Source organism: Chryseobacterium sp. Leaf180, from assembly GCF_001424585.1.
In the GTDB taxonomy this organism is placed as follows: domain Bacteria; phylum Bacteroidota; class Bacteroidia; order Flavobacteriales; family Weeksellaceae; genus Chryseobacterium.
This window is the reverse complement of record NZ_LMPJ01000001.1, coordinates 551,335-570,188: the sequence shown is the minus strand read 5'-3', so window position 1 is coordinate 570,188 and position 18,854 is coordinate 551,335. Positions and strand designations below refer to the sequence as shown.

Sequence of the window (18,854 nt, the reverse complement as noted above, 5' to 3'; positions counted from 1 at the left end):
TTATGCCAAAAAGAATTATAAGAAACCTTCAGTTCAGTGTCGGTTTTTCACTTTTTATATTAATTGCCAGTTCGGTTGCGTCTTACGTGAGTATTCAGAAACAGATGGATAACCGAGAAAGTGTCTCGAAAACACGCCGTATTATTTCAGCTGTAAAAGATATTTCGATTACGCTTCTTGATGCCGAAACAGGAAACCGCGGCTATCAGCTTACCGGAAAGGAAGATTTCCTTGAGCCTTACAATATGGCGCTTGCAGAACTTCCAAAGTCTATTGAACGAGCAAAATCTTTAGATATTACCGACAGAATTCAGCTTCAGCGTCTACAGAATCTTGAGAAAAACATTAATGAAGAAATCAGCAAGCTGAATTTTTTCATTCAAAATAAGCGGGCCGGAATTCAGATGACACAGGCGCAGATGGTCGAAAGTAAACTGACGATGGATACTTGCCGGAAACTTGTAAAAGATTTTGTGACCTACGAAGAAAATATTCTTGACCGGAAAAGTAAAAATCTCAATACAACGTCGAATACAACGGTACTTTTCATCGTTTTTTCAGCTTTGGCTGCGACGGTTGTGACGGTCATGTTTTATTTTAGAATGAAAAATGATCTTTTGCGAAGAGACCGTTTAGAAAGAAAATTACGCACGAAAGATGAAGAAATTGCCAATCGTGTGAGCGTGATTCAGGAAATTGCAAATCGCGTAGCAAACGGCGATTACAGCCAGCGCGTCATAGATGGGAAAGGTGATGATCTTGGAGACATAGCAGAATCTTTGAACCACATGACCGAGTCTCTCAAGATTTCTTTTGATAAAATCAATAAAAGTGATTGGCTGCAGAAAGGTCTGGCTTTTCTGAATGAATCTTTGGTTGGAAATAAATCTGTAAAAGATGTAACGAACGATTCACTTCAACATTTAATCGACTATGGGAGATGCGTAAACGGCGCTGTTTATCTTTTGGAAGATGGAAAGCTGCATCTTAATAATGCCTCCGGCCTGGAAGATTCTATGAAGAAAATATTCTCGCCAGGCCAAGGAATGATTGGGCAGGCTTTTCTTGAGAAAAAAATTAAAGTTTTTAAAGATCTTAGCGGAAATGAATTCTCGGTAACATTTGCAGCAAATAAAATTAAGGTAAACGGGATTGTTCTTATTCCTATCATGAACGGAAGGCAGATAATGGGAATTCTGGAGCTTTCTTCTATCGAAAATTTTAATGAAAACTCAATCGAATATTTTAAGGAAAGTTCAAGAATCATCGGAGTGGCACTTGCTGCGTCCAAAGGGCGAGAAAAAGAGCAGCGGCTTTTAGAGGAAACGCAGGCGCAGTCGGAAGAACTTCAGGTGCAGCATTCTGAGCTGGAAAATCTAAATACAGAACTCGAGGCGCAGGCACAAAAACTTCAGGCGTCTGAGGAAGAGCTGAAGGTGCAGCAGGAAGAACTGATGCAGATAAATGCAGAATTGGAGGAACGTTCTAAACTTCTGGAGGAAAAAAATTATCTGGTTGCTGAGCGAAATATTGAAATTCAGAAAAAAGCTGAGGAGTTGGCGCTGAGTACGCAGTATAAATCTGAGTTTTTAGCGAATATGAGCCATGAATTGCGCACGCCACTGAATTCTATTTTGTTGCTTTCAAGGTTGATGTCTGAAAATACAGAGGAAAATTTAACAGAAGATCAGATCGAATCGGCAAAAGTAATTCAGAGTTCGGGAACAAGTTTGCTGACATTAATTGATGAGATTTTGGATTTAGCAAAAATCGAATCCGGGAAAATGACACTGGAAAATGAAAATGTAGCAATCACCGATGTTGTCACCGATGTTGAGCGTCTTTTCAGACCGATGATGAACGAAAAAGGCCTTGAATTTAACATCAATATTGATAAAAATGTTGAACCAAATATTATCACCGACAGACTTCGTATCGATCAGGTTTTCCGAAATCTTTTATCAAATGCATTGAAATTTACAAAAACCGGAAGTATCAGTTTTAATGTTAAAAATGATTCGAAAAATAATAAAAATATTATCTTTTCTGTGAAAGATACGGGCATCGGAATTCCTGATGACAAGCAGAAAATTATTTTTGAAGCTTTCCAGCAGGCCGACGGTTCTACACAAAGAAAATTTGGAGGAACAGGTCTCGGATTGTCCATTTCAAGAGAAATCGCGAAACTATTGGGTGGTGAGATGCTTTTAGAATCGAAAATTAATGAAGGAAGCGAATTCAGCATTGTCATTCCAAAAAAACCAAACCCGGAAAATCAATCAGAAGTTCAGAAAACGGATGCTTTATCGGTAATTCAGCATGATGTGGAAGAAATTAAAACGATCATTAATTACGAGGAAGAGAAAACGGTTCCGCCTGTAAATGATCTTAAAATTCCTGAAAGTATTCCGGACGATCGTGATTCTTTGGTGAAAGGTGACCGAATTATTCTCATTGTGGAAGATGACGTGAATTTTGCCAAAGCTTTGATCAAATATGCGAACCGACAGGATTATAAAGCGATTGTTGTCGTTCGGGGCGATTACGCGCTTTCGGCGGCACTGCAATACAGACCGCTGGCGATTTTGCTTGATGTGCAGCTTCCGGTACAAGACGGCTGGCAGGTGATGGATGAGCTGAAAAAGAATTCGGAAACGAAAAATATTCCGGTGCACATGATGTCTTCACTGCATGTGAAGAAGGAAAGTCTCATGAAAGGTGCGATTGACTTTATCAACAAACCTGTGGCTTTGGAGCAGATGGGCGGCATTTTTAAAAAAATTGAAGAAGCGCTGAAAAGATCTCCACAGAAAGTTTTGATCGTGGAAGAAAATGCAAAACATGCGAGCGCGCTTTCATACTTTTTGAGCAATTTTAATATCAGTCTTTCGATTCAGGATGATGTAGAAAGCAGTGTGAAAGCACTTCGTGAAGAAAAAACAGACTGTGTGATTTTAGATATGAGTCCGTTCCGTGGAAATGAATTCCAGATTATTGAGTCGATCAAAAGCCATGAGGGTTTGGAAAATCTCCCGATTATCATCTTTACGGCGCAGTCACTTTCTACAGAAGAAGAACTGAGAATAAAAAAATATGCAGATTCTATTGTTGTAAAAACGGCGCATTCTTATCAGAGAATTTTGGATGAGGTTGGTTTGTTTCTGCATTTAGTTGAAGAAAAAAATACCGGAAATGAAAGCAGCCGAAGTAAAAATCTAGGTTCGCTAACTGAAGTTTTAAGCGGAAAAAAAATTCTGATTACAGATGATGATGTCCGAAATATTTTTTCACTGACGAAGGCTTTAGAAAAATATAAAGTGGAAGTTGTACTGGCAATTGACGGAAAACAGGCACTTACACAGATAAAAGATCACCCTGATATTGATGTGGTTTTAATGGATATGATGATGCCGGAGATGGATGGTTACGATACAATTCGTGAGATCAGGAAAATGCCGGCGCACAGTAAACTGCCGATTATCGCGGTCACGGCAAAATCTATGGTGGGTGACCGGGAGAAATGCATCACAGCCGGTGCCTCAGATTATATATCAAAACCCGTCGATATAGATCAGCTGCTATCGCTGTTGCGCGTGTGGCTGTATGAAAATTAAAAGCGATATATGAAAAATAAAATTCTGATTGTGGATGATGATCCGCGCAATATATTTGCTTTAAAATTAAGTCTGAAAGCTCGGGACTTTGAAATTGAAAGCGCAGATTCAGCTATGAAAGCAATAGATTATTTAAGATTAAATCACGATATTGATTTGGTGCTTATGGATATGATGATGCCGGATATAGATGGTTATGAGGCTGTTAAGATTATTAGAAATGATAGAAATATTCATCAGCTACCAATTATTTCTGTGACTGCGCAGGCGATGCCTGAAGATTTTCAGAAATGTATCGACGCCGGAGCCGATGATTATATAAAAAAACCTGTTGATATGGATCTGCTTATGACTTCCATACAAAAACTGATTTGATATGCTTGAACCCGACATCGTAAAAGACCAGGAAATCAGCGACTTGATACAGGATGTACATCAGGTCTACGGCTACGATTTTTCGATGTACAGCCGGGCAAGTTTTAAAAGAAGAATCAACAGAATCTGTCTGATTGACAAACTGACGAGCTTTGCCGAGCTTCGGTATAAAGTTCTGCATGATGCAGATTATTTGAAGCGTTTTGTTGAGGAAATTACGGTAAATGTGACGGAAATGTTTCGTGATCCACAGTTTTTCAAGGCGTTACGCGAGAAAATAATTCCGCAGTTGGGAACCTATCCTTTGATCAGAATATGGATTGCCGGATGTTCGACAGGTGAAGAAGCATATTCGATTGCGATTTTACTGAAAGAGGCTGGACTTTATCAAAAATCATTAATCTACGCAACCGATATCAATCCTTCCGTTTTAGAAACCGCGCGAGCCGGGGTTTTTCCTTTAAACCAGATGAAAATATATTCTGAAAATTATATATTATCTGGCGGCAAAGAAGATTTTTCAGGATATTACACGGCGAATTATGACAGTGTGAGATTTGATGATTCTTTAAAATCGAAACTGATTCTTTCAACGCATAATCTGGTTTCCGACGGTTCATTCAACAGTTTTCAGCTTATTATCTGCAGAAATGTTCTTATTTATTTTGATAAGAAACTTCAGGAACGCGTTTTTAATCTATTTGATGAAAGCATGGATAATTTAGGATTTCTTGCTTTAGGATCGAAAGAAACACTGCGGTTCGCAGCCATTCAGAATCATTATCAGCAGATAAGTGAGCAAAAAATCTGGAAGAAAGTAGAGCCTTAAACGATAATCAATTGATGGGGAAAAGTACAGAAATTGTTGTGATCGGAGGTTCCGCGGGAAGCCTTCAGGTAATTCTTGATTTATTAAAAAAATTAAATGAAAATCTGTCGTTTCCGATCATTATTGTGGTTCACAGAAAAGCAAATTCGTCAAATGTACTTCCAATTTTGCTCCAACAATATACCGAAAAAACTGTTTTGGAAGCTGAAGATAAAACCGAATTGCAGCCAAATCACGTATATGTAGTTCCTGCGGATTATCACTTGCTTTTTGAGGATAAAAATATAGTCTCTTTGGACAGTTCTGAGAAGATAAATTATTCGCGGCCGTCTATTGATGTGACTTTTAGAATGGTGGCAGAAATTTTTAGAGATAAAGCAGTTGCAGTTTTGTTGAGTGGCGCGAATGCCGATGGAGTGGAGGGTTTGCAGTATATTTTGCGTAATGGTGGAAAAGTCTGGATTCAGGATCCTGAAACTGCAGAAGTTGATTACATGCCGCAGCAGGCCTTAAAAGCTTTGAAAAAGTATATGGTAATTACACCGCAAAATCTTGCTGAAAATATCATTCAGCTGGAAAAAATGTAATAAATTTATTGTTTAAAATATTCACTCGATGAGTAAGAAAAAAATACTGATTTTTGATGATGACACGATTATTTTAGAGGTCATTTCAATTATTTTTAAAGATGGTGGCTATGATGTGGAGATTTCAGAAACTTCGCATGATATTATTCAGCGGGTTTCAGATTTTAAGCCGGATCTTATTTTAATGGATAACTGGATTCCGAATATTGGTGGAGTAGAAGCTACAAATCTTTTGAAAAATCATGAAGATTTTAAGCATATTCCTGTAATCTACGTTACAGCAAATAACGATATTGCCTATCTTGCCAACAGTGCAAGGGCGGACGATTATATTGCAAAACCGTTTAATTTAGAGGATTTGGAAGAAAAAGTAGCCAAATATTTATTCTAAAATGTAAGTGGCCATGCTCTATATACTGACAAGTGATTTCAGCTGGCAACAGTTTTTTTTTGGTAGCGAAGACATTTCTTTTCTGATCGAAATAGTCCTGCGCACGCTCATTATGTTTGTTACCATTATCTTCGGACTGCGTGTTTTGGGGAAAAGAGGTGTAAAGCAACTTTCTATTTTTGAACTTGTAGTTATCGTTGGGTTGGGTTCTGCGGCCGGTGATCCGATGTTTTACAAAGAGGTTGGTATCGTTTCTTCCATAATGGTTTTCTGCGTGATCATCGCATCGTACAGTTTGCTTACCTTTCTGTTGGCAAAATTTAAAAAGTTTGAAATTATCCTTGAAGGAAAACCTACCTGCCTTATCAGCAACGGAGAATTTGCGATTACAAATTTTAAAAAAGAAAATCTGGGAAATGATGAGTTCTTTTCAGAACTTCGATTAAAAGGAATTTCGCACCTTGGGCAGATCGAAACAGCTATTGAAGAAACTTCAGGTGATATCAGTGTTTTTTATTTTAAAGACGAAGACGTAAAATTCGGTTTGCCTATTATGATTGATTCTTTAAAAAATCATACAAGAATATTTGAAAAAGATACGCATTACTCGTGTAGCTTTTGTGGTTTTACAGAAAAAAAAGATCATGGCGACAACTTCATCTGTAATAAATGCAGTAATTCTTCGTGGATTCTATCTAAAAATAATTTACGGGTAACATAAAACAAAAAATCCCTGCAAGCAGGGAAAAAGTAAAAATATATATAGTTTGATTTGGTCTTGCTACTTATATGAAAGCTTCATTTTTAAGGGAATTCTTGGGTCCAAACAAGGCATCTTTTCCAAAAAGACAAGATAGAATATTCTGAAACTCATGAATATATCTACATTTAATCGAATTACCATAGATTTTCAGTCCCTCAACAATCTTTTTTGAGTTTAAATCTATATCATACTTAATGTACGATTCAGGACGTTCATATCTGATTCTGTGATCTGATGTATAAGTCTTAGAGAAACCTAGTTTTTGGAGCCAGTCTTCGTTAATGCTGATCGGCATAATAGATTCTGCCGGCACTGATAAACTATGTTTGCTATTCTCAATCTTTACAAAATATCTTTCACTCTCGTTCTGGAAGATTTCTGTAATGGTAAAAGTTTCATTATTAAACTCTACTAAATTTCTGATTTTAAGATCTGTTACCTGCATAATATTCTGTGATGTCTTGTTTTAAATAATTTGCAAATAGTATGCCTTTGAAATGTCGTGGTATGATCCTAATCATTATGCATCAACTTATTCTTTATAAAGTATTGTAAATCAGTAAATAAAATTAAGGATTATTTTTGCGGTTATTTTTTCAAGGCTTCACGGTAAGTTGATAAAGCACGTTCTCTTGCTAACTTATGTTCAACAATAGGTGAAATTTCTTTTGATTCTTTATCCAGCCATTTGTCGACGTACACATTGTTTTTGTCAAATTTTTTACTCTGTTCAGCTGGGTTGAAAATCCTGAAATACGGAGCAGCATCACAACCGCAACCTGCTGCCCACTGCCAATTTCCGTTGTTAGACGAAAGTTCGTAATCAAGAAGTTTTTCAGCAAAATAAGCTTCACCCCAACGCCAGTCAATGAGCAGATGTTTTGTAAGAAAGCTTGCGGTAACCATTCGAATGCGGTTGTGCATAAAACCGGTTTCATTCAGCTGCCGCATTCCCGCATCCACAATCGGATAACCGGTTTTTCCCTCACACCACAGTTTAAATTCCTTCTCATTATTCCGCCAGTCGATCTTTTCGTAATCTTCTTTAAAACAGGTTGTAACAACTTTTGGAAAATGATATAAAATTTGCATAAAAAACTCTCTCCAGATCAGTTCATTCAACCAGACTTCATTATTTTTTTCCGCAAAGGCAACGCATTCGCGAATCGAAATCGTCCCAAAACGCAATGCAACGCCTATTCTGGTCGTCTTATCTGCTCCAGGAAAGTTTCTTGTTATATCGTAATCTTCAATCTGAGATTTTTTTAAGACAGGTTTTTCGTATGTAAAGCCCGTTTCTTTAAAGCCTAAATCCTTAAGACTTATAATATTTTTAGCAGAAAATTTATATAAATTTTTAAAATCAAGTGGACAGGGCTTTACATCTTCATTGGTAAACTTTTCTTTCCACTTTCTGGAGTAAGGTGTATAAACCGAATAGGGAGTGCCGTCTTTCTTTAAAATATCATCTTTTTCAAAAATAATCTGATCCTTAAAACTCTGAAAATCAACATCGTTTTGCTTCAAAAATTTAGCAACCTCTTCATCACGATTCTTTGCGTAAGGCTCGTAATCGGTATTTGTGTAAACGGTTTCAATATCAAAATCTTTAATGATTTTTTTAAAAATTTCCAAAGGCTTTCCGTGAAAGGTCTGAATTCCGCTGCCGTGTTTTTTAAATTCAGCATTCATTTTTTCTAAAGCCTGATGGAAATAATCAAGACGCTTATCTTCTTTATTTTCAAGCTTATCCAATATTTCTTTATCAAAAATAAAAATCGGAAGTACATTGTGTTCCGATTTTAAAGCTTCGCTGAAACCTCTGTTGTCTTCTGTACGCAGATCTCTGCGGAGCCAGAAAATATTAATTTTGCTCATCTAGTTTCTTGAATTTTTTAAAGAAAAACAGATTCCATAGGATCAATTCTAATCCATATACTGCGTCTTCCACAGGAATTGTCCACATTCTTATTCCAATAAAATTGCTGAGATTATAATTTACGATAGGCGATTCTAGTCCGGTTCCTGTAAGAATTCCGTTAACGCCTAAAAATCCGGGAGAAAGAATCAAGTAAATCACTGTAGCTTTCCCGATCCATCTTACTTTTAAAATAAAATGCATTACGAACAGTGTTGCTACAGTCGTAAGCATGGTCACAAAAGTATAAATTCGGTCATGATAAATCAACCCGACGATTAAGAAAAATATCATCATTACAATGACTAAGATTCTCTCCGGCGTTGGTTTCCAGTTAAGATCAAAAAATTTATCGATACAGAAATAGGTAAAGACACAGGAAAACGGAATGCAAATGAAAAATAAAATTTCCTCAATAGGCAAACCGAAAAAGCGCAGGCCTAAAAGATATTTATCATTAAACCACCAAACCCCGATTTCTGTAAACCACGCATCCCAGGCAATAAAAAAAACGGCAACCAGTGCGGAAGCCATAAAAAATGCTTTAAAATGTTTGTTAAACTTTATTTTCGGGTGAAATGAAAAGAGAAAGCAAACGATGACCGTAAAAAAATTGATCAGCAGGTAAGTGTATTGCCACATCATTTGAGTGCTTTATTCTTATTAAAATACATTTTAAAATATTTTACCGGCACCCAGAGAAAGCCAAAGCATTCGCCTTCTTCTTTTCCTGTGTGCTTATGATGCTGCTTGTGTGCACGGCGAATCGCCAGTAAGTACGGATTTTTAGTGTCTCTTAATAGTTTAAATCTCTGGTGGATAAAAATATCATGAACAAAAAAATAAGCCATTCCGTAAAGCGTAATTCCTATGGAGATGTAGAAAAGTGGGCTGAAATTATTTACAGTTCCAAAATACATCAGAACGATAGCGGGAACTGCAAAAATGGCAAAGAAATAATCATTGCACTCAATAGGTCCATCGGTGCTGTGATCGTGATGATCTCTATGAAGACTCCACATGAAGCCGTGCATTACATATTTATGAATCACCCAGGTAAGGCCTTCCATGGCAAAAAATGTGGCGACAACAATCAAAAAATTCATTAGTTTTATTTTCTTTTGTTAAACATTTCTTCTAAAACCTGAAAACGGTAGGCAAAAATGTGGTTTAATTTATTTTTAACAAAAAGCGAGTGCGCAATCTCTCCTAAAAATCCTAGAGGAAGCTCGTAGTCTACTGTATCTTTTATCAAAACGCCTTTCTCATTAGGAATAAATTCATGAAAATGATTCCACAATTTGTAAGGACCTTTCTTTTGAAAATCGATAAAACTTCGCAAACGGTCGACATGGGTAATTTCTGTCGTCCATTCGGTCTTTATGCCCAATAACGGAGAAACATAATAATCGATGATCATTCCTTTATAGATTTCTTCGTCCTTCATTTTTGTACGAACGATAAAATTCATGTCTTTAGGCGTAATTTTCGAAAGGTTTTCCGGAGCCGAGAAAAATTTCCAGGCAGTTTCTATGTCGCAGTCGATTTGTTGCTCGCGCTTTAATTGATGTTTCATTATAAGATTTAAAGTAAATTTTATCTATAAATATGAGATTTTATACTGAAAATAACTGCTCATCATCAAAGAGAATTTACGGCCATTGGAAATCCTAATTCTTCTGTTGATGATATTACAGGCAGATGTCTTTTTTATTTTTTTGAACAGCGAAATGTAATATTTATATGCTAAGAAAACACCAAATCTCGAACTGTTGGGCAGTCTTTTAATTCCTTCTAAAGCTTCCATAAATTCCTGTTGAATATCTTTCTCAATCTGACATTTTACAGATGAGCTGAAATCTGCAATATCAACATCCGGGAAATATGAACGTCCCAAAATTTGATAATCATCTTTCATATCTCTAAGAAAATTAACTTTCTGAAAGGCGGAGCCAAGTTTCATTGCAAAAGGTTTAAGCTCTTCATATTGTTTTTTATCACCGTTTACGAAAATCTGAAGACACATTAAACCAACGACCTCCGCAGAACCCAAAATATATTCTTTGTACAGTTCAGAATTGTAATCGATGTCATGAAGATCCATTTCCATACTTTTCAGAAACTGATTAATCAATTGAATATCAATATCATAATGATTAATAGTTTCCTGAAATGACTGTAAGATAGGATTTAGAGAAATCTTTTCTTCCAAAGCCTGATAAGTCTGTTCCTTAAATCTAGACAAAAGCGTTTTTCTGTCGTATCCGTGAAAACTGTCAACGATTTCGTCGGCCAATCTCACGTAACCATAAATGGCATAAATTGAATTTCTTATTTTCGGTGAAAGCGCTAAGATTCCCAATGAAAAACTAGTGCTGTATTGCTGAGTCGTGTGTTTACTGATCTTATAAGAAAGGTCATCAAATAGTTTTTTCATAGTTTTTAATTATTTTTTGTGGCTTCTAAAGCAGCAATCTTTCCTGATATAATAGAAGGCGGCACTCCCGGGCCAGGAACGGTAAGCTGACCTGTATAAAACAAATTCTTTACCTTTTTGTTTCTCATTGCTGGTTTTAAAACGGCGGTTTGAGAAAGTGTATTTGCCAAACCATATGCATTGCCTTCGTATGCGTTGTAATCTTCCTTAAAATCTTTGATACAATAGCTTTTCTTATAATCCAGCTTCTCAGTTAAATTATTCGTTCCGGTATGTTTTTCCAGTCGTGCAATCATTTCCAGAAAATATTTCTCACGAATTTCCTCACTGTCTTCCAATCCGGTCGCAACGGGCATCAGCAGGAAAACATTTTCGCAACCTTCCGGCGCAACAGAATTATCTGTTTTTGAAGGACAGCAAACATAAAAAAGAGGTTTTGTCGGCCATTTTTTATCACTGTAAATCTCATCTGTATGCAGATCTAGATCATTTTCAAAAAATAAAGTATGATGTTTTAATCCGTCAATTTTTTTGTTAAAACCAAGATAGTATATTAAACAAGACGGAGCAAAAATTCTTTTCTTCCAGTAATTTTCATCATAATTTTTAAATTCTGCATCGAGAAGCTTTTCTTCGGTGTGATGATAATCAGATGATGCAATAATATTATCGAACTCTATTTTTTCGCCGTTAACGGTTAAACTTCCCGCATTTTTTCCGCTAACATTTATTTTCTCAACGGGCGAATTGGTGTGGAATTGAACACCTTGCTGCCTTGCAACTTCACTCATACCTTCAATAATTTTTGAAAACCCACCGATGGGATACCAGGTACCGAGTTTGTAACCGCCGTAATTCATCAAACTGTATAATGCCGGAATATCCTTTGGCGCTGCTCCGAGAAAAATCACCGGAAATTCCATGAGCATAATAAGCTTTGGGTTTTTGAAATATTTTCGTACAAATTTGTGAAAATTGGATAATAGATCAAGCTTTAAAGCACTTACCGCAATCTTTGGTGAAACAAATTCAAACCAGGAATGGCATGGTTTGTTCACAAAATCTTTCATTCCCACTTCGTATTTGTACTGCGCATCTTTCATAAATGCATCAAGTTTTTCTCCGGCGCCCTTTTCTGTTTTTTCAAACAGAGCCTTCATTTCACTGTATTCATGGGGAATAGCCATCACGCCATCCGAAAACACCATTTCAAACTGAGGATTCAATGGAACCAATTTATAAAAATCTGAAGCTTTCTTACCAAAATCATTAAAAAATGATTCGATAATATCTGGCATCCAGTACCAACTCGGTCCCATATCGAAAACGTAGCCATTGTCAGTCTTGAACTGTCTGGCCCGTCCCCCGATGGTTTCGTTTTTTTCAAAGATATGTACTTCGTTACCTTTTTGTGCGGCATAAGCTGCAGCGGAAATTCCTGAAAATCCTGAGCCTATCACCGCTGTTCTCTTTGGCATATTAGTCTTGATAATTTAATTGATAATACAGTTACGATTTCTAATCGCTGTTCAGATTTTACTCATCATTTTACAATAATCAAATATAATGTATTGCAACCTGACTGTACTCATATTCATCTCTGCAAATAGTATGCAACTTTTAGTCTAATTATATACAAATTGAAAAGATTAGGTATTTTATTTTACTTTCAACTGAAAAAATCTAAGTTATACCATAAAAGGTGATGATAAGACGAAAGTTGATTGGTGACTTATGTTACAATAATTCATTCCCATATATTAGACATATTAATAATCTTTATACCTTGTCTTATTTCCAATGATTTGCATATCAAAAGATTATACTGTGTAGTTTTTAATAACAGTTATTGATAAAATGTTATGCAATGGTGTATTATTTCTCGAGAAATAAATATTATATTTGTCCCAACCAAACCATAAAAATGACTAAACAAGATTTTACAAAGGCGACTTTCAGGGATTTTGAAAATATTGAGGGCATGAATATCGCTGAACGTTCCGAAATTTTTTATGAATTTTTAAATTTCATGAAGGATAACGGGCACATGAATTACAGACTTCCGAATAATACAGGAAGCAATTCTGTAGTCAATGTGAATATTCATGGGAAAAACCGCGATTACGTAAGTTTTGTATCCAGTGATTACTTAGGATTTACACAGCATCCTAAGGTAAAACAGGCTGCGATTGACGGAATAGAAAAGTACGGAACTGGAACTGCTGCAACGCCACTTATCGGTGGTTTTTTTAATTATCATGGCGAACTTGAAGCTAAAATTTCTTCATTTTTCGGTCGTGATGCTGATGAAGCGGTAACATTTACAACAGGTTATACAGCTAACAGTGCATCGCTTCAGGTTTTGATGCAGAAAGAAGATATTGCGATTCTGGATATGGCTGTACACGCCAGCGTTCACGAAGGTTGTGCATTCACAAATAAAAAAACTTTCTTACACAACAATCTTGAAAATCTGGAGCAGATTTTAAAAGTGTCAGAAAACCAATACCGTACGAAACTCGTAATTATCGACGGAGTGTATTCGCAGGATGGCGATGTAGCGCACGTTGAAGAAATTTACAGGCTGGTAAAAAAATATAACGCTTTCCTGATGGTCGATGATGTACATGGTGTAGGAATTTTAGGAAAAACAGGTCGTGGAACTTTGGAAGATACTAATCTGCTTGATAAAGTCGATATCATTACAGGAACGTTCAGCAAAACTTTCGGAAATCTAGGAGGATATGTGATTACTAATAAGAAACTTGCTGCGTTCATCAAATTTCAGTCGAGGCAGCAGATTTTCTCTGCAACAGCGCCACCGTCGTCAGCAGGAATTATCAAAGCAATCAGTTTGATTGATGAAGAACCTGAATGGCGTGAGAAACTTTGGGAAAACATTCACTATTTCACAAAAAACCTGGTAGAGTTGGGTTATGATATAGGAAATACCTGTTCGGCAGTAATTCCGGTTAAAATTGGTGATCCGCATGTTACCGGTGATGTTGGAAGGATGCTGATTGATAGAGGGATTTACACCAATCCAATTTTATATCCAGCTGTTGCGAGGAAAAATGCCAGAATCAGGATGAGCATGACGGCGAGACATAATAAGGAACATTTAGATCAGACGCTCAACGCGTTTGAAGATATTAGCAATCATTTGAATATTAAAAAAAAACTATAATATGCCAAGAAAAATTGTACAGGGTCCCATCCGCGACAAAGAGCGCACCAAGCAAAAACTGATGGCGGCCGTCGGAAAAATCATTAAAACCAAAGGTTATTCTGGCTTGATGGTGAGTAAGATCGCTGCCGTTGCAGGATTTGATAAAAAACTGATTTACGAGTATTTCGGAAGTACAGAAAAATTGATCGACGAGTACATCAAAACTCAGGATTACTGGAGCCAGATGAGCAAAGAAATCGATGTGGATATCTCTGATGGTGGAAAAGAACTTTCAAAAATAGCTTTGGTTGACCAGTTTGAGAGTCTTAAAAAGAATAAAGAACTTCAGAAGATTATCGTTTGGCAGCTTTCTGAAAGTAAGCCTATTCTTAAGAAAATTATCGATCAGCGTGAAGAAGTAGGTGAGGCCTTATTTACTCATATTACCGATTTGCATTTTGGCGATAAGGCGACCAACTACAGAGCGATCATTGCACTGCTGATTTCCGGAATCTATCATTTAAATCTTTTTGCGTCACACAACGGAACTAAGTTTTGCGGAATTGATGTAAAGAGCGACGAGGGAAGAGCGGAAATCGAGCAGGCGATAAAAGACGTCATTGATATGGCGTACAGCAAATAATTTTTTAAAAGAAATATAGCAAACTGAAATTTTGATCTAACCATCAAAATTTCATATTTTTGCGGTATGGAAAATTTCGTTGTGTCTGCAAGAAAATACCGGCCGCAGCAATTTGATACGGTCGTGGGACAGTCGCATATTACTGATACGCTCGATCATGCAATTGTTGAAAATCAGCTGGCACAGGCATTACTTTTTTGTGGTCCACGAGGCGTTGGTAAAACGACTTGCGCCCGAATTTTAGCAAGGAAAATCAACGAAAAAGACGGTTCTGTTTCTGAGGACGGTTTTGCTTATAATATTTATGAGCTTGATGCAGCATCCAATAATTCTGTTGATGACATTCGTGAACTGATTGATCAGGTACGCTTTGCGCCGCAGGTTGGGAAGTATAAAGTCTACATTATTGACGAGGTTCATATGCTGTCTTCTGCCGCTTTCAATGCTTTTTTGAAAACATTGGAAGAACCGCCTGCTCATGCTATTTTTATTTTAGCAACGACAGAAAAGCACAAGATTATTCCTACGATTTTATCCCGATGCCAGATTTATGATTTTAAACGAATCACAATTTTAGACATTCAGGAGCACTTGAAAACCATTGCTGCTAAAGAAAATATCACATATGAAGACGATGCGCTTTTCCTGATTGCACAAAAAGCAGATGGCGCATTAAGAGATGCACTTTCTATTTTTGACCGACTTTCTACTTTCACTCAAAAAAACATTACGCTTGCAAAAGCAGCTGAAGTTTTAAATATTCTTGATTACGATCAGTATTTAAAAATTGTTGATTTTGCATGTGAAAATAATATTCCGCAGGTTCTTTCCGCTTTTAATGATATTGTAAAAAAGGGTTTTGATCCGCATATTTTTATTGCAGGACTTGGAAATCATTTCCGTGATCTCATGATGGCGCAAAATCCTGCAACAATCGAACTTATAGAAGTTGGTGAACAGACTAAACTAAAATTTTTAGAACAGGCAAAATCGTGGCAGGCTCAACATTTAATAGACGCCGTAGAGATATGTAATTATGCCGACATCAACTATAAAAATTCTAAAAATCCGCGTCTCACGGTAGAAATTGCGTTAATGCAGCTTTCCTCTCTTACTTCGGGAAACGATTTTTCTAAAAAAAAAAATTCCTGATTTTAGCGCCGTTTCTTAGTATTAATATTGATAAAGCGGAAAAAAAGCCAGAGAAATCAGAAGCGTTATCAGTTCCTGAGCCACAAAAAGCTATTCCGGAAAAGAAAATTGAAGAACTGGGAATTGCTGAGATTAAAAAAGTCAGCAAACCGCTCGCACAGGCAAAAATTTCGTCAGGATTCAGCATAAATTCTTTTTTAAATAAAGAAGAAAAGCAGGAAGTTCATGAGCCGATCGCCGAAAAATCCGATCATCTTCCCGAACATCATTTTACCGAAACCGATCTGCATACAGAATGGGTTATTTTTCTGAAACAGCTGAAGCAGAAAGATATTTTCGTTTTTAATGCCATTAAAACTTTTACTTTAAAAAAACTTGACGAGAAAACAGTAGAAATTGCTTATCCCTCAGACTCTGCAAAGAGTGAATTTGATAAGCTAAGTCCGGAATTTTTTAATCATTTCAAACATAAAGTCAGCAATCAGGTTTTAAAATTTATTTACAGGAAAGATCATGAAAACCTGAAGATCGAGGTGATGACAAAAAAGAAAATGTTTGAAAAACTGGCGGAGAAAAATCCTTTACTGAAAGATCTTGATGATTTAATGAAGTTTGATCTTTCGTAAAATAAATTATAAAATTAAGCAAAATATAACAGGGTCAAATGTGAAGGATTTTGGCGCAATCAATATAAGGATGAATTTAGAAAATTTAGAAAACAAGTGGATAAAAGATTTTTCTGCACCAATGATTATCGCTGGCCCATGCAGTGCAGAAAGTGAATCTCAAATGTTGCAGACTGCAAAAAGAATCAAAGAATCTGGTGCAGAAATACCAATTTTCCGTGCAGGAATCTGGAAGCCGCGAACCAAGCCAAATGGTTTTGAAGGTGTAGGTGAAATCGGCCTCAACTGGCTGAAAAAAGTGAAAGATGAATATGGTTTTAAAACTGCTACTGAAGTTGCGAATGCGCATCACGTAGAAGCTGCGCTGAATACCGACGTTGATATTTTATGGATAGGTGCCCGTTCTACGGTAAATCCTTTCACCGTTCAGGAAATCGCCAATGCACTTCAGGGCACAGAAAAAATAGTTCTTGTAAAAAATCCTGTCAATCCTGATTTGGCACTTTGGATCGGTGCTTTGGAAAGACTTTTAGGACAGAATATTCAAAATCTTGGTGCGATTCACAGAGGTTTTTCTACGTATCAAAAAACAAAATACCGGAATAATCCAAACTGGCAGATTGCGCTTGATTTTAAAAGTCAGTTTCCAAATATTCCACTTCTAATTGATCCTTCACACATATGCGGAAACCGGTATGGTTTGGCATCTATTACACAGGAAGCGCTAAATTTAGGATATGAAGGTGCGATTATAGAATCTCATGAAAATCCTGATGTCGCTTGGAGTGATGCCGCGCAGCAGATTACGCCGGAAGTTCTGGCAGAATTGATCAGTGATTTAAAGATCAGAAATAATGTTTTTGAAGGTTTTGATGAAGTTGTAAGCCGTCATCGAACGTTGATTTCTGACCTTGATTTTCAGATCATTGATCTTTTGAGTCAGAGAATGAAAATTTCTGAGAAGATCGGAGTTCTGAAGAAAGAAAACGATGTCTCAGTTTTTCAACCTGAACGCTGGAAGGAAATAAAAGAATATACGACCACAAAAGCATCAGAAATTGGGATGTCGCAGGAGTTTATTGAGAAAATTTTTAAAAGTATTCATGAAGAATCTATTGAGGTGCAGAATAAAATAATGATTCGGATTTAATTTAATCAATTCGAAAACGAATACTGTATTTTTGCAGACAATGAAAGGTAAAATAATCAAATCTACCGGAAGCTGGTATCAGGTTTTAGAAACTGAAACGAAAAGAATATTCGAGGCGCGTATTCGCGGAAAATTTAAACTGATAAAAACGCGGCTTACAAATCCTTTGGCTGTTGGCGACTTTGTGGAATTTCAGCTGGAACAGGATGATATTGCATGGATTACCAAGATTGAACCTCGCGAAAATTATCTGATCAGGAAGTCTGTGAATCTTTCGAAGGAAGCACATATCATTGCTTCAAATATTGATTTGGCGTGTTTTATTTTTACTTTAAAACATCCTGAAACTTCGCTTGGATTTCTAGACCGTTTTCTCGCTTGCTGTGAAGCTTATAATATTAAAACATTGATTCTGTTTAATAAAATGGATGTTTTGAATGAAGATGAAATTGAAATGGTGAAAGATATTGAGTTTCTCTACGAGCAAATCGGCTACGAAAGTCTTGAAATTTCTTCTTACAATCAAATGAACTTTGAAGAATTGCGAACGCTTCTTCATGATAAAACTTCAGTATTTTTTGGGCATTCAGGTTGTGGGAAATCTACGTTGGTAAATGCGCTTCAGCCTGGCTTAAATTTGAAAACTTCTGAAATCAGTGATACACATCTAAAAGGAAAACATACGACAACTTTTGCGCAGATGCACTTCTGGGATTTTGGAGGAAATGTCATTGATACACCTGGCGTACGCGAGTTTGCCATGATCGATGTGGAGAAAGAAGAGGTACAGCATTATTTCCCCGAGATTTTCAGGAAAAGGAAAGACTGCAAATTCCATAACTGTATGCATATTAATGAACCTAAATGCGCGGTTTTGGAAGCTGTGGAAAATGGCGAAATACAGTATTCTCGGTATGCAAACTATCTGAAGCTTATGGAAGAAGCAGAAGAAGATATGAAGATGTAAAAATAAATTAATTGAAACTTAAATTTTAGGTTCCATTTTTTTTGGTTTAAAAACAAAAAACCCAGCCGAAGCTGGGTAAAAACTAATAACCATGAAAACTCAAATTAAACATGAGAATCACAATCTAATAAACAATTAGTGTGCCATGAAATTTTAAATTTAAAATATTTTATTCTTTTTTTATGTTAAAATAAATTCATCGGCGGTATCTTAATTTTTTTGTAGTTTTGCGC

18 protein-coding genes are annotated in these 18,854 nt (G+C 36.4%); 11 read left to right on the top strand and 7 right to left on the bottom strand.

The window, feature by feature from the left end; all coding sequences use genetic code 11:
* The first annotated feature begins 2 nt into the window (after positions 1-2).
* The 6 genes from ASG01_RS02620 to ASG01_RS02595 are packed head-to-tail and all read left to right on the top strand — an operon-like array spanning position 3 to position 6,517.
* Positions 3-3,614, top strand: a complete 3,612-nt coding sequence (locus ASG01_RS02620) for a response regulator (RefSeq protein ID WP_055859488.1) — start codon at positions 3-5, stop codon at positions 3,612-3,614.
* A 9-nt stretch (positions 3,615-3,623) separates the two neighbouring features.
* Positions 3,624-3,989, top strand: a complete 366-nt coding sequence (locus ASG01_RS02615; protein ID WP_055859486.1) for a response regulator — start codon at positions 3,624-3,626, stop codon at positions 3,987-3,989.
* Between the two features lies 1 nt (position 3,990).
* Complete coding sequence (locus tag ASG01_RS02610; protein ID WP_055859483.1) at positions 3,991-4,818, top strand: CheR family methyltransferase; 828 nt, start codon at positions 3,991-3,993, stop codon at positions 4,816-4,818.
* A 14-nt stretch (positions 4,819-4,832) separates the two neighbouring features.
* Positions 4,833-5,405, top strand: coding sequence for a chemotaxis protein CheB (locus tag ASG01_RS02605; protein ID WP_055859480.1), 573 nt, complete (start codon positions 4,833-4,835; stop codon positions 5,403-5,405).
* A gap of 28 nt (positions 5,406-5,433) precedes the next feature.
* Positions 5,434-5,796, top strand: a complete 363-nt coding sequence (locus ASG01_RS02600; RefSeq protein WP_055859478.1) for a response regulator — start codon at positions 5,434-5,436, stop codon at positions 5,794-5,796.
* Positions 5,797-5,809: 13 nt separating this feature from the next.
* Entirely contained in the window at positions 5,810-6,517 is a 708-nt protein-coding gene (locus tag ASG01_RS02595) for a DUF421 domain-containing protein (protein WP_082498276.1), read from the top strand.
* 64 nt (positions 6,518-6,581) lie between these two features.
* On the opposite strand, the gene ASG01_RS02590 is transcribed toward ASG01_RS02595, so the two are convergent.
* The 7 genes from ASG01_RS02590 to ASG01_RS02560 form a co-directional block, all read right to left on the bottom strand.
* Positions 6,582-7,004 carry a hypothetical protein gene (locus ASG01_RS02590; RefSeq protein ID WP_055859475.1) on the bottom strand — a complete coding sequence of 141 codons (423 nt, stop codon included), beginning with the start codon at positions 7,002-7,004 and terminating at the stop codon, positions 6,582-6,584.
* A 143-nt stretch (positions 7,005-7,147) separates the two neighbouring features.
* On the bottom strand, positions 7,148-8,437 hold the full coding sequence (locus ASG01_RS02585; RefSeq protein ID WP_055859472.1) for a cryptochrome/photolyase family protein: 1,290 nt from the start codon (positions 8,435-8,437) through the stop codon (positions 7,148-7,150).
* Entirely contained in the window at positions 8,424-9,119 is a 696-nt protein-coding gene (locus ASG01_RS02580) for a lycopene cyclase domain-containing protein (RefSeq protein ID WP_055859469.1), read from the bottom strand. Before ASG01_RS02580 ends, ASG01_RS02585 begins: the two co-directional genes overlap by 14 nt.
* Positions 9,119-9,583, bottom strand: coding sequence for a sterol desaturase family protein (locus ASG01_RS02575; protein WP_055859466.1), 465 nt, complete (start codon positions 9,581-9,583; stop codon positions 9,119-9,121). Before ASG01_RS02575 ends, ASG01_RS02580 begins: the two co-directional genes overlap by 1 nt.
* Positions 9,584-9,588: 5 nt before the next feature.
* Positions 9,589-10,053 (bottom strand): SRPBCC family protein, encoded by a 465-nt coding sequence (locus ASG01_RS02570; protein WP_055859463.1) that lies wholly within the window; start codon positions 10,051-10,053, stop codon positions 9,589-9,591.
* 24 nt (positions 10,054-10,077) lie between these two features.
* Positions 10,078-10,914 (bottom strand): phytoene/squalene synthase family protein, encoded by an 837-nt coding sequence (locus ASG01_RS02565; RefSeq protein ID WP_055859460.1) that lies wholly within the window; start codon positions 10,912-10,914, stop codon positions 10,078-10,080.
* A 5-nt stretch (positions 10,915-10,919) separates the two neighbouring features.
* Positions 10,920-12,392 carry a phytoene desaturase family protein gene (locus ASG01_RS02560; RefSeq protein WP_055859457.1) on the bottom strand — a complete coding sequence of 491 codons (1,473 nt, stop codon included), beginning with the start codon at positions 12,390-12,392 and terminating at the stop codon, positions 10,920-10,922.
* Positions 12,393-12,838: 446 nt separating this feature from the next.
* Here ASG01_RS02560 and ASG01_RS02555 point away from each other — a divergent pair, with 446 nt between their 5' ends.
* From ASG01_RS02555 to rsgA, 5 genes are all read left to right on the top strand, one after another.
* Entirely contained in the window at positions 12,839-14,101 is a 1,263-nt protein-coding gene (locus ASG01_RS02555; protein WP_055859453.1) for an aminotransferase class I/II-fold pyridoxal phosphate-dependent enzyme, read from the top strand.
* 1 nt (position 14,102) lies between these two features.
* Complete coding sequence (locus tag ASG01_RS02550) at positions 14,103-14,726, top strand: TetR/AcrR family transcriptional regulator (protein ID WP_055859451.1); 624 nt, start codon at positions 14,103-14,105, stop codon at positions 14,724-14,726.
* 66 nt (positions 14,727-14,792) lie between these two features.
* On the top strand, positions 14,793-15,878 hold the full coding sequence (gene dnaX / locus ASG01_RS02545) for a DNA polymerase III subunit gamma/tau (RefSeq protein WP_055859448.1): 1,086 nt from the start codon (positions 14,793-14,795) through the stop codon (positions 15,876-15,878).
* Between the two features lie 696 nt (positions 15,879-16,574).
* Positions 16,575-17,654: a chorismate mutase gene (locus tag ASG01_RS02535; RefSeq protein ID WP_055859442.1), complete on the top strand. Its 1,080-nt coding sequence runs from the start codon at positions 16,575-16,577 to the stop codon at positions 17,652-17,654.
* Positions 17,655-17,694: 40 nt separating this feature from the next.
* Positions 17,695-18,621: a ribosome small subunit-dependent GTPase A gene (gene rsgA, locus ASG01_RS02530; protein WP_055859439.1), complete on the top strand. Its 927-nt coding sequence runs from the start codon at positions 17,695-17,697 to the stop codon at positions 18,619-18,621.
* The last annotated feature ends 233 nt before the right edge of the window (positions 18,622-18,854 follow it).

Excerpts from the sequence above, each read along its gene's own strand:
- ASG01_RS02620 (WP_055859488.1), top strand. The coding sequence starts at position 3 with ATGCCAAAAAGAATTATAAGAAACCTTCAGTTCAGTGTCGGTTTTTCA.
- ASG01_RS02615 (WP_055859486.1), top strand. The coding sequence starts at position 3,624 with ATGAAAAATAAAATTCTGATTGTGGATGATGATCCGCGCAATATATTT.
- ASG01_RS02610 (WP_055859483.1), top strand. The coding sequence starts at position 3,991 with ATGCTTGAACCCGACATCGTAAAAGACCAGGAAATCAGCGACTTGATA.
- ASG01_RS02605 (WP_055859480.1), top strand. The coding sequence starts at position 4,833 with ATGGGGAAAAGTACAGAAATTGTTGTGATCGGAGGTTCCGCGGGAAGC.
- ASG01_RS02600 (WP_055859478.1), top strand. The coding sequence starts at position 5,434 with ATGAGTAAGAAAAAAATACTGATTTTTGATGATGACACGATTATTTTA.
- ASG01_RS02595 (WP_082498276.1), top strand. The coding sequence starts at position 5,810 with ATGCTCTATATACTGACAAGTGATTTCAGCTGGCAACAGTTTTTTTTT.
- ASG01_RS02590 (WP_055859475.1), bottom strand. The coding sequence starts at position 7,004 with ATGCAGGTAACAGATCTTAAAATCAGAAATTTAGTAGAGTTTAATAAT.
- ASG01_RS02585 (WP_055859472.1), bottom strand. The coding sequence starts at position 8,437 with ATGAGCAAAATTAATATTTTCTGGCTCCGCAGAGATCTGCGTACAGAA.
- ASG01_RS02580 (WP_055859469.1), bottom strand. The coding sequence starts at position 9,119 with ATGTGGCAATACACTTACCTGCTGATCAATTTTTTTACGGTCATCGTT.
- ASG01_RS02575 (WP_055859466.1), bottom strand. The coding sequence starts at position 9,583 with ATGAATTTTTTGATTGTTGTCGCCACATTTTTTGCCATGGAAGGCCTT.
- ASG01_RS02570 (WP_055859463.1), bottom strand. The coding sequence starts at position 10,053 with ATGAAACATCAATTAAAGCGCGAGCAACAAATCGACTGCGACATAGAA.
- ASG01_RS02565 (WP_055859460.1), bottom strand. The coding sequence starts at position 10,914 with ATGAAAAAACTATTTGATGACCTTTCTTATAAGATCAGTAAACACACG.
- ASG01_RS02560 (WP_055859457.1), bottom strand. The coding sequence starts at position 12,392 with ATGCCAAAGAGAACAGCGGTGATAGGCTCAGGATTTTCAGGAATTTCC.
- ASG01_RS02555 (WP_055859453.1), top strand. The coding sequence starts at position 12,839 with ATGACTAAACAAGATTTTACAAAGGCGACTTTCAGGGATTTTGAAAAT.
- ASG01_RS02550 (WP_055859451.1), top strand. The coding sequence starts at position 14,103 with ATGCCAAGAAAAATTGTACAGGGTCCCATCCGCGACAAAGAGCGCACC.
- dnaX (WP_055859448.1), top strand. The coding sequence starts at position 14,793 with ATGGAAAATTTCGTTGTGTCTGCAAGAAAATACCGGCCGCAGCAATTT.
- ASG01_RS02535 (WP_055859442.1), top strand. The coding sequence starts at position 16,575 with ATGAATTTAGAAAATTTAGAAAACAAGTGGATAAAAGATTTTTCTGCA.
- rsgA (WP_055859439.1), top strand. The coding sequence starts at position 17,695 with ATGAAAGGTAAAATAATCAAATCTACCGGAAGCTGGTATCAGGTTTTA.